Annotated in this window: 6 protein-coding genes; 2 read left to right on the forward strand and 4 right to left on the reverse strand. The window is 74.9% G+C overall.

All coding sequences use genetic code 11. The features are described 5' to 3' along the window. Window positions 1-211: 211 nt before the first annotated feature. The 4 genes from ACFWN1_RS28105 to ACFWN1_RS28120 form a co-directional block, all read right to left on the reverse strand. Entirely contained in the window at window positions 212-2,284 is a 2,073-nt protein-coding gene (locus ACFWN1_RS28105) for an alpha-galactosidase (RefSeq protein ID WP_384367752.1), read from the reverse strand. Window positions 2,285-2,388: 104 nt separating this feature from the next. Beyond that, the gene (locus tag ACFWN1_RS28110) at window positions 2,389-3,354 is read right to left on the reverse strand and encodes an aldo/keto reductase (RefSeq protein ID WP_384367767.1); all 966 of its coding nucleotides are present in this window, start codon (window positions 3,352-3,354) and stop codon (window positions 2,389-2,391) included. Window positions 3,355-3,476: 122 nt separating this feature from the next. Further along, window positions 3,477-4,238 (reverse strand): ChbG/HpnK family deacetylase, encoded by a 762-nt coding sequence (locus tag ACFWN1_RS28115; RefSeq protein ID WP_384367755.1) that lies wholly within the window; start codon window positions 4,236-4,238, stop codon window positions 3,477-3,479. Between the two features lie 104 nt (window positions 4,239-4,342). Continuing rightward, the gene (locus tag ACFWN1_RS28120) at window positions 4,343-6,745 is read right to left on the reverse strand and encodes a hypothetical protein (protein ID WP_384367758.1); all 2,403 of its coding nucleotides are present in this window, start codon (window positions 6,743-6,745) and stop codon (window positions 4,343-4,345) included. 343 nt (window positions 6,746-7,088) lie between these two features. Between ACFWN1_RS28120 and ACFWN1_RS28125 the strand changes: the two genes are divergently transcribed. Then, a complete protein-coding gene (locus ACFWN1_RS28125) occupies window positions 7,089-8,075 on the forward strand; it encodes an acetylxylan esterase (RefSeq protein ID WP_384367761.1) in 987 nt (328 codons plus the stop codon). A gap of 35 nt (window positions 8,076-8,110) precedes the next feature. Beyond that, window positions 8,111-10,594: a glycoside hydrolase family 2 protein gene (locus ACFWN1_RS28130; RefSeq protein ID WP_384367764.1), complete on the forward strand. Its 2,484-nt coding sequence runs from the start codon at window positions 8,111-8,113 to the stop codon at window positions 10,592-10,594. Window positions 10,595-10,630 lie beyond the last annotated feature (36 nt).

A 10,630-nucleotide genomic window follows, 5' to 3' on the forward strand; every position in this document is an offset into this window, starting at 1 on the left:
GGCTGGAACCCAGGACGGCGGCGACCCGGCCGCCGACGGCGGTGACGGCGCGGGCGTGCACGCCGCCCATGAACCCGGTGCCGACGATTCCTACCCGGGGGCGAGCGGACATTCGGGTCCTCCGTACTGCGTGGTGTGAGGGATCGGGATGTGCGGGACCGCCAGGGCGCGGCGGTCGGGGCCGGTGTGCTCCGGTGGCGGTCCTCGGGGTTCAGTCCTGGCGGCGCAGGTGCAGCAGGCGGCTGCTGTGGTCGCGGGTGAGTCCGGTGGTGAGACCGCGGACGGTCAGCACCGCGCCGTGGTGCTCCTCGCCGGTGTCCTGGTCGACGTAGCGCGCGGCGGGGTCGAGTCCGGTCATCCGCAGCGGGACGGCGGGGGCGCCGTGCGGTTCGGCGAGCCGCCAGGCGATCAGGACGACCTCGTCGCCGTGGACGTACTGGACGGCGTCGCGCAGCCGGTACAGGCGTCCGTGCTGGACGGTCGGACGGACCCGCTTGTACCGGGCCACCAGCTCGGCGGCCGCGGCGAGTTCGTCCTCGTTCCAGCGGGTGAGGTCGCCGCCGATGCCGAGCGCGCCGCACATCGCGATGTGGAAGCGGAACTCCAGCGGCAGGCGGCGGCCGGTCAGCGGGTTGGGGCTGTCGGTGACCCAGGCGCCCATGGTGCCGGGCGGGTAGAGCTGGCCGTAGCCGTGCTGGATGGCGATCCGGTCGAGGGCGTCGGTGTTGTCGGAGGTCCACACCTGGTCGGTGCGGGCCAGCATCGCCAGGTCGGTGCGGCCGCCGCCGCCGGAGCACGCCTCGACGCGCAGGCCGGGGTGGTCGGCGCGCAGCCGGTCCATCAGGGCGTGGACGGCCCGGACGTGGCCGTGCCAGAGCCGGTCGGCGTCCGGGTCGCCGGGGCGTCCGGCCTCGGTGAGGACCCGGTTCATGTCCCACTTGAGGTGGTCGACGCCGTGCTCGCGGACCAGGCCGTCCAGCCAGGCGTGGGCCCAGGCGGCGACCTCGGGGCGGCCGAAGTCGAGGACCAGCTGGTTGCGCAGCTCGGTACGCGGGCGGCCGGTCTCGTGCAGCACCCAGTCGGGGTGCGCGCGGTACAGGTCGCTGTCGGGGTTGACCATCTCCGGCTCCACCCACAGGCCGAAGCGCATGCCGAGGCGGCGCACCTCGGCGGCGAGCGGGGCGAGGCCGCCGGGGAACCGGTCGGGGGCGGGAGTCCAGTCGCCGAGTCCGGCCGTGTCGTCCTCGCGGGCGCCGAACCAGCCGTCGTCCATGACGAACAGCTCGGCGCCGAGCGCGGCGGCGCGGCGGGCGAGGTCCAGCTGCCCGGCCAGGCCGACATCGAAGCCGGTGGCCTCCCAGGAGTTGTACAGCACCGGCCGCGACTCCTCGGGCCGGGGCAGGACGTGGGCGCGGACGTGGGCGTGCCAGGCGCGGCTGGCGCCGCCGAAGCCCTGCGGCGAGTAGAGGCCGGTGGTCAGGGGCGTGCGCCAGTACTCGCCGGGGCCGAGGACGACCTCGGGGCCCTCGTGGCCGGCCTCGTGGGTGGCGGCCACCAGGCCGTGCACGGTGCGCTCCACGGTGATACGCCAACTGCCGCTCCAGGCCAGTGCGCTGGTCCACACCTCGCCGTGCTCCTCGCCGGCGTCCCCGGCATCGAGGGCGACCCACGGGTTGGCCTGGTGCCCGGTGATGCCGCGACGGCTGGTGAGGACCGTCTCGGCGCGGGCCAGCGGCTCGCGGACGAGCCGGTGCTCCGCGCTCCAGCCGCCGGTGACGTGCCCGAGCCGGTAGTCGGCGCGCAGCGGGACCGTCCAGCGCGCGGCGGCCAGCCGGCCGATCCGCACGGGCTGTCCGTCCGCGCCGGTGTGCCGCAGCTCCGCCCAGCGGTCGATGGCGTCGCTGTCCGGGTGGACGCGGTAGCAGAGGTCGAGTTCCAGCGGCACGAGCCGCTCGCGGAAGGAGAGGACGAGCAGGCCGTCGTCGAGGCGGTGGCCGTCGGGCAGCCACTCGGTGCTGCGGCTGCCGTCGGGGTGCACCACCCGCAGCGCGGGGGTGCCGAAGCGAGCACCGCCCTCCCCCGGGTACTCCTCGGCGAGTTCACCGTCGAAGTTGGTGGCGACGTCCAGGACGTACGGCAGGGCGGCGGCCTGCTCGGGGGTGAGCCGGGCGCCCCAGTGCAGGTGCCGCAGCCGGCCGTGGCCGTCCAGCCGGACGACGTAGGCGCTGTTCGGGGTGGTGAGCGTCCACAGGCGCGCGGCCGGGTCGTGGCGGACCACGGTCATGAGGGTCTCCTCGCTGATCGACGCCCCGAGCCTAGGCACGCCGCTCGGCCGGGCAGCATGGCAGATCGTCACCGATCGTTCCCGCAGACCGCACCCGTGACGGATCACTGGGACGGAGGGTTCGCGTGCACGGCGATGGCGGCCAGCTCCTCCTCGGTGAAGGCCAGGTTGCGGACCGCAGCGACGTTGTCCTCCAGCTGGGTGACGCTGCTCGCGCCGACCAGCGCGGAGGTGACGCGGGCTTCGCGCAGCACCCAGGCGATGGCCATCTGGGCGAGGCTCTGGCCCCGGGAGCGGGCGATCTCGTCGAGCGCACCGATCCTGGCCCGGGTCTCGTCCTTGATGTTCGACCCGGACAGGAAGGGGCTGGGGCCCGCGGCCCGGGAGCCGGTCGGGACACCCGTCAGGTAGCGGTCCGTCAGCAGGCCCTGGGCGAGCGGGGAGAACGCGACCGAGCCGACGCCCAGCTCGTCCAGGGTGTCGAGCAGTCCGTCCGCCGCCCACTGGTCGAAGATCGAGTACGAGGGCTGGTGGAGCAGCAGCGGCACGCCGAGGCCGGCCAGTGCCCGAGCGGCCCGCCGGGTCTGCTCGGGCGAGTAGCTGGAGATGCCGACGTACAGGGCCTTGCCCTGCTGGACGGCCGTGGCCAGGGCGCCCATGGTCTCCTCGACCGGGGTGTCCGGGTCCGGCCGGTGCGAGTAGAACACGTCGACCCGGTCGGTCCCCAGGCGGCGCAGGCTCTGGTCGAGGCCGGTGAGCAGGTGCTTGCGCGAACCCCACTCGCCGTACGGGCCGGGCCACATGTGGTAGCCGGCCTTGGTGGAGACGAGGAGTTCGTCGCGGTGGTGGCGCAGGTCGCCGGCGAGGAGCCGGCCGAGGGTCTCCTCGGCGGCGCCGGCGGGCGGCCCGTAGTTGTCGGCGAGGTCGAAGTGCGTGATGCCGAGGTCGAAGGCTCGCCGGATCACGGAGCGTCGGGTCTCGAAGCGGGTTTCCGCGCCGAAGTTGTGCCAGAGGCCGAGCGAGACGGCGGGCAGCAGCAGGCCGCTGCGTCCGGCGCGGCGGTAGGGCATGGAGTCGTAGCGGGTGGGTGCGGGGGTGTGGGACACGGGTTTCCTCGGTCGGTCGCGGGAGGCGGAGGGGTCGGCGGGCGGGGCGCGTACTCCCCTGTGGTCTGCCTGGCCGGGACGGTGTCCTACGGCCGGAACAGGGCTGCGTAGTCGGTGAGTTCGGTGCCGTCCGCGCGTACGGCGGACCACAGCGCGCGATCGGTGAGCAGGCGGCGGTCGGCGTCGCGGGCGGTGCCGACGCCGCCTGCCGGGAAGCCGGTGCCGCGCAGGGCCCGCAGGGCGGTGTCGTCGTGGCCGGGGTGGGTGATCAGCACATGGGGACCGGGCCGTGTCCGCCGGAGCACGGTCCGCAGGTCGGCGCCGGTGGGAACGGGGAGCGCGGGGGCCAGACGGTCAGCGTCGATCAGGCCCTGCGCGGCGGCCACCGCGCGGACGGCCTCGCCCGCGCCCGCGACCCAGCCGACGCCCATGTGCTCGTCGACGTAGCGCACTCGCAGGCCCCACTCGCGTGCCCGGTCGAGCTGGGCGGTGATCTCGGCGGCGGCCTCGCGCGGGTCGACGCCGCCGCGCGCGTGCAACTCGTCCGCGGTGCGCGGCAGGAAGCCGTCGCGGTCCAGCAGGGAGGGGACGGCGCGGGCCGGGAGTACCGGACGCCAGCGCGGCCGTTCCCATTCACTGGTCAGGGTGATGTGCAGGCCGTGGACGACGCCGGGCAGCGGGGCGATCAGGGCGGCGGCGTGGGCGGCGGCCGGTCCCGGGACCATCAGCGAGACACTGCGGGCCGCCGGGCCGCGCAGGGCCTCGACGACGGCCCGGTTCACGCCCTCGCTCAGCCCGGCGTCGTCCACCCGCACCACCAGCCGGAGCCGCTGCCCGGACCCGTCCACCCGCCGCTCCGTCCCGCGGCCCGTCGTCGGGCCGCGCTCGCCCAGCCTGGGCGCTCCGGCGGGTGGTCGTCCATGACGGATGGGCACCGGGTCATGGACGACCGTCACGGGTGGGGCGTTCGGTGGCGGGAGCGGGCCGGGTCGCCCTGGACGAAGCCGTTGCCGGTGAAGCCGACGTACACCCGGCCGGGGGCGTCCATGTCGCCGGTGACGACGTTCACGCCGGTGTAGTAGCAGGCCGGGTGACGGGCGGTCAGGGTCCAGGTCGCACCGCGGTCGGTGGAGCTCCACACACCCCACACGCCGCCGACCTCCGCGTACGCGAAGACCGTCGGGTAGCCGCCGGGGGTCTCGGCCCGGCCGAAGCCGAACGACCGGGCCTGCCGCACCCCGGCGGCGCGGGTCCAGGAGCCGCCCCCGTCGAGGGTGTACCAGAGGCCGCCCTGCGCGGTGCTCTCCCAGACGTTCCCGGCGCGGCCGGGCACCGCGTGGACCTGGCCGAAGACGTGCGCGTCGGTCCCGGCGGTGGACGGGGGCGTCCCGGTGGCGCGGGCCCAGGTCGAGCCGCCGTCGGTGGAGCGGAAGAACTCGCCGTCGCCGCGGGTGGTGGCGAGGTAGAAGGTGCCGCGGGCGGCCAGGTCCGCGGTGAGCGCCCGCTTGGCTCCCCACCAGATCATGTCGTGGATGCCGGGGCCGGGGTCGACGCCGGTGCCGGCGGTCCAGGTCCGCCCGTTGTCGCGGCTGACGTAGGGGACGTTCAGCGGCCGGGCCTGTTCCCCCGGCCGCCCGGCGTTGGCCGGGTCGGCGGCGTAGTCAGCGGGGACGGTGGGCATCCAGACGATCGACGAGGCGTCGGCGGAGACCGCGATGTTGCCGCCGTAGCGGCGGGTGATCTCGGACTTCGGTCCGCCGAAGCGGGTCCAGGTGGCACCGCCGTCGGTGGAGTAGCCGGACGCCGGATCACTGGTCCAGCCGGCGTCCAGCGGCGCGTACTGGGCCCGGGTGTCGCTGGAGACGGCGACGACGTACCGGGGGTTCAGGCCGGCGTAGGCGAGGCTGGTGCCCGCCGAGAACTGGTCGGTGAGGATCGGGGCGGTCGGGTACGCGCCGGGGTCGGTGTGCCGGAAGCCGTTGCGGTCGGCGACGGCGCTGACCGGGTCGCCGCCGGGCGGCGCGACCAGGTCGTAGGTCACCATCTCCTCGATGCCGGCGGAGACGAACCGCCAGTGCAGGACGGGCTCGGCGGAGAAGGCGTCGTCGGCGCGCCATACCCCGATGCCCTGCGGGAACCAGACCCGGCCGGGCGCGGTCGGGTCGAACACCAGCGTGCCGGTGGAGAGCCAGCCGCTCTCGGTGGTGTCCTTGGGCCAGGACGCGTCCGGGTAGTCGAGGGTGAGACCGAGTGGCTGCCAGCTCGCGCCGCCGTCGACGGAGCGGAACAGGTGCCCGGCTCGGACGGCGTCGTCGGCGGCCAGCAGTCTGGTGGAGTCGCCGGGCTCGACGGCCACGAACCAGGAGCCTCCCCGCGCGAGCGGCGTGGTCAGGTCGTGCCCGGCCGGGTCGGCTGCCGTGAACCGGCGGATCGAGGAGGCAGCGCCGCCGCCGGGGCCGAACGCCACCAGCAGGGTGCCGTCATCGGCGATCTTGGCGTCGGTCGGGGTGCGGGCGGTCTCCGGGTACACCAGCCGCCAGCCGCGGCCGGCGTCGGTGGAGTGGTAGACGCCCGCACCGGCGACCGTCGCCCAGATGCCACGGGTGCGGCCGTGCGCCCTCCCGCCGGACGGATCGAAGAGCACCGAGACGACGCCGGTGCCGCCGGTGCCGGCCGGGAGCTGGGCGGGCGCCACCCGCCTCCAGTGCCGGGCCGCGTCGGTGGAGACGTACAGACCTTGGGTGCGGGTGCCGAAGTACACCGTCCGCGCGTCGGCCGGGTCGACCGCGAGGCGCTCGGGGCCGGTGCGGTAGTCGTTGTTGCCCTCGACCAGCCAGCGCTGCCCGCCGTCGCTCCAGTGGGCGCCGCGGTCCCGGCTGGCCAGCACCCTCCCGTCCGGGCCGCCGTCACCGACGGCCGCGTAGACCACCCGGTCCGCGCTCGCTGCCACGGCCACGCTCTCCACGCCGTAGTCGGCAGCCCTCGGGTCCGGCACTCGGCCGGCGCGCAGCAGCTGCGTCCAGCTGCCGGTCGCCTCGTCCCAGCGGACCAGCCCACCGACGTCCTCCCGGCCGTAGACGACACCGGGCGTGCGGGGGTGGACCACCAGGCCGGTGACGAAGCCGCCGCCGCCGATCCGCAGCGGCTGCCACCGGTAGTCCGCGGCCCCGGCGCCGGTGCAGCGCGCGTCGTACTGACGGTCCGCCGCCGCGGCGAACCGCGCGGGGAGGGCCGGGACCCCGAGCGCGAGGAGCATGCCGAACACGGCGGCCGCCGAGGTTCCGGTCCGGCGGCGCCGGGGCGGGGCCTCGGCCCGGGGGTGCGGTGCCGGTCTTCTGAGCGGGCCGATGAGCATCTGCGCCTCCGTATGCGTGGTGCCGGCGGTCCGGCGGTGCCCGTCTCCCGGGTCGCCGGAACCCGCAGCGTAGGAACGGGCCGGCCCGGCCGACATGGCCCGGGATGCCCGTCGTATGGACGGCCGTGACCGGCCCGTCCCAGGCGGCGCACCGCGGCTGCGGAACATGGACGACCGTGCGCAGTCGGGTTCCGCGTCTCCTGCCGTGCCCGGCCCCCCCACTACGGTGAAGCGCACTTCACCGCAACCCGCAGGCCCGCACCCGGGCTGCCCGTCGCCGACGCCACGGGTGCCCGGCCGCGGGCTTCCCCGCCTTCGCGGCCCAGCATCCCCCGAGGTCCCCGTGTTCACCGACCTTCCCCTGGCAGACCTGCACGCCTACCGCTTCGACGGCGCCGAGCCCGAGGACTTCGACGCCTTCTGGACGAGAACGCTGGCGGAGTCCCGTGCCGCGGCCGCTCCGCCCGTGCTGCGGCAGGTCGACAACGGCCTGATCCATGTCGACACCTACGACGTCAGCTTATCCGGCTTCGCCGGCCAGCCCGTCCGCGCCTGGCTCCGGCTGCCGCGTGGGGTGCGGCGGCCGCTGCCGGCCGTCGTGGAGTACCTCGGCTACGGCTGTGCCCGGGGCTCCGCCCTGCGCCCGACCCTGTGGTCCTCGCTCGGCTACGCCCACCTGCTGATGGACAGCCGCGGCCAGTCCAGCTCCTACGGCGCGGCCGACACCCCGGACGGGGACTTCGCCCCGCAGACCGGCGGGGTGCTCACCAGGGGCCTGGCCGGGCCCGAGTACCACTACTACCGGCGGCTGTTCACCGACGCCGTCCGGGCCGTCGACACCGTCGCCGCCCTGGACGAGGTGGACGCCGACCGGATCGCGGTCGTAGGCGGCAGCCAGGGAGGCGGGATCGCGATCGCCGTCGCCGGGCTGCGTCCCGGCCTGGCCGGGGCCTGCGTCGACGTGCCGTTCCTGTGCCACTTCCGGCGCGCCACCCAGATCACCGACTCCCACCCCTACCGGGAGATCACCGACTACCTCCAGGGCCGGCCCGCCGACGTCGAGCGGGTCTTCGACACTCTCTCCTACCTGGACGGCGCCAACCACGCCGCCCGTGCCACCGCCCCGGTGCGGTTCTCCGTCGCCCTGATGGACCCGGTCTGCCCGCCGTCCACCGTCTTCGCCGCCTACCACCGCTGGGGCGAGCGCACCGGCGGCGCCGACAAGGACATCCAGGTCTGGGAGTACGCCGCCCACGAGGGTGGCGGCGACCACCAACTCGCCGAGCACGCCGCCTTCGTGGCGGCCGTCACCGGACACCGGGTGCGCTGAGGCCCGCCCCGCACCGACCATCCCAGGAGCACCGCATGACCAGCACATCGACCCTCGGCACAGGGTGGCGCCTCACACTCAGCGGCCCGCACCCCGACGCGCCCGCCGACCTGCACGGACGCACCGTGCCCGCCACCGTCCCGGGCTGCGTCCACACCGACCTGCTCGCCGCGGGCCTGCTCGCCGACCCGTACGTCGGCCTGAACGAGGCCGAACAGCACTGGATCGGCCGCTCCGACTGGACGTGGAGCACCTCGTTCGACCTTCCGGACGCGGGGGGCGCGGCCCGGCGCGAGCTGGTCTTCCACGGCCTGGACACCGTCGCCGAGGTCAGCGTGAACGGGCACGTCGTGGGCCGCACCGCGAACATGCACCGCACCCACACCTTCGATGTCACCGAGCTGGTGCGTCCGACCGGCAACGACCTTCAGGTGCGCATCAGTTCGGTGTACGCCTACACGGACGCCCGCCGGGCCGAGTCCGGCGAACTGCCGACCACCTACGACGAGCCCTTCAACCACGTCCGCAAGATGGCCGCCAACTTCGGCTGGGACTGGGGGCCGACGCTGGTCACCGCGGGCATCTGGAAGCCGGTCGAACTGCTCAGCTGGAGCGGCGCGCGGCTGGAGTCCGTCCGGCCCGCCGTCACCGTCGCACGCCCCGGCCAGGACGGTCCCGCGACGGTCACCGCGCACGTCGCCGTCCGCCGCGCCCCCGACGCCCCGGCGGACGAACTGGTACTGACCGCGACCGTGGCCGGTCAGCGCGCCACCGGCCGGGTCCCCGCCGGCGCCGGAACCGCCGAACTCACCGTCGAGGTGCCCGACGCACGCCTGTGGTGGCCGACGGGCCTGGGTGAACAGCCGCTCTACGACCTGACGGTGGAACTGGCCGACGGCCGGGGTGCCGCCGACCGCTGGTCGCGCCGGATCGGCTTTCGCACCACCGCCCTGCACACCGCACCGGACCGCGCGGGAACGCCGTTCGAGATACTGGTCAACGGCGTCCACGTGCCCGTCCGTGGCGTCAACTGGATTCCCGACGACTGCTTCGTCTCCCGCCTCGGCCGGGACGACTACGCCAGCGCGCTCGGCCACGCCGTGGAGGCGAACGTCAACCTGATACGGGTGTGGGGCGGCGGCATCTACGAGAAGGACGAGTTCTACGACCTGTGCGACGAGCGCGGCCTGCTGGTGTGGCAGGACTTCCTGTTCGCCTGCGCCACCTACAGCGAGGAGGAGCCGCTGCGCGGCGAGGTGCTCGCGGAGGCCCGCGACAACGTCACCCGGCTCGCCCCGCACCCCAGTCTGGTGCTGTGGAACGGCAACAACGAGAACCTGTGGGGGTTCAGCGACTGGGGCTGGCCCGAGATCGTCGGCGACCGGTCCTGGGGGCTCGGCTACTACACCGACCTGCTGCCCGGGGTCGTGGCCGAACTCGACCCGACCCGCCCGTACTGGCCCGGCAGCCCGTACTCCGGCTCACCGGACCTGCACCCGAACGACCCGCTGCACGGGCCGGTCCACATATGGGACGTCTGGAACGAACGCGACTGGACCGCCTACGCCGAGTACCAGCCGCGCTTCGTCGCCGAGTTCGGCTTCCAGGGCCCGGCCTGCCGGCCCACCGTGCGGCGCGCGATCGACGACGGTCCCCCGGCCCCGACCGGACCGGTAGCGGACGCGCACCAGAAGGCCAAGAACGGGGTGGCCAAACTGCGGCGCGGCGTACTGCCCCACCTGCCCGGCGGGCGCCGCACGGACCCGGAGCAGGAGATGGCCGACTGGATCTACCTCGCCCAGCTCAACCAGGCGCGGGCCGTCCGCTTCGGCGTCGACCACCTGCGCGGCCAGTGGCCGCGCTGCTCCGGCACCATACTGTGGCAGCTCAACGACTGCTGGCCGGCCGCATCCTGGGCGACCGTCGACGGCGACGGCCACCGCAAGCTCGCCTGGTACGCGCTGCGCGCCGCCTACCGGCCCCGGCACGGGGCCGTGTCGCAGGCCACCGGCCGCCGGCCCTTCGCGCGGCTCACCAACAACGGCGACGGCCCGTGGCGGACCGAGATCACCGTCCAGGTCCACACGGTGGCCGGCGAGCCGCTTTCCCAGGACGTCCACCCGGTGGCCCTGCCGGTCGGCGCGACCGCCTCCCTTCCGGTCGAACTGCCGGCCGGCGACGCCGCGCTGGTGGTGACGGTCCGGGACGGCGCGCACGTCCTCGACCGGACCCTCACCGCGGAGGACATCACCGCCGGCCTGCCCGCCGCGCGCTTCTCCGTCACCACCGGGGCGGCCCCGGACGGCGTCCATGTCCGCGTCCTGGCCCACACCTTCCTGCGCGACGTGGTGCTGCACGCGGACCGGCTCGACGACGACGCGTACGTCGACGAGCAGATGATCACCCTGCTCCCCGGCGAGGAGCACGTCTTCCACGCCCGCACCACGGCGCCGGCCGACGACCCCCGCTGGCGGCACCCGCTGACCGTGCGCTGCGTCAACGACCTGCTCGGCTCCTGAGCCATGACCCCGTCGGGGTCATGGCGCGCCATGCCC

The organism is Streptomyces sp. NPDC058459, assembly GCF_042721685.1.
Lineage (GTDB): Bacteria > Actinomycetota > Actinomycetes > Streptomycetales > Streptomycetaceae > Streptomyces.

Bases quoted from the DNA above. Each gene is read 5' to 3' on its own strand.
- ACFWN1_RS28105 (WP_384367752.1), bottom strand. From the start codon at position 2,284: ATGACCGTGGTCCGCCACGACCCGGCCGCGCGCCTGTGGACGCTCACC.
- ACFWN1_RS28110 (WP_384367767.1), bottom strand. From the start codon at position 3,354: ATGCCCTACCGCCGCGCCGGACGCAGCGGCCTGCTGCTGCCCGCCGTC.
- ACFWN1_RS28120 (WP_384367758.1), bottom strand. From the start codon at position 6,745: ATGCTCATCGGCCCGCTCAGAAGACCGGCACCGCACCCCCGGGCCGAG.
- ACFWN1_RS28130 (WP_384367764.1), top strand. From the start codon at position 8,111: ATGACCAGCACATCGACCCTCGGCACAGGGTGGCGCCTCACACTCAGC.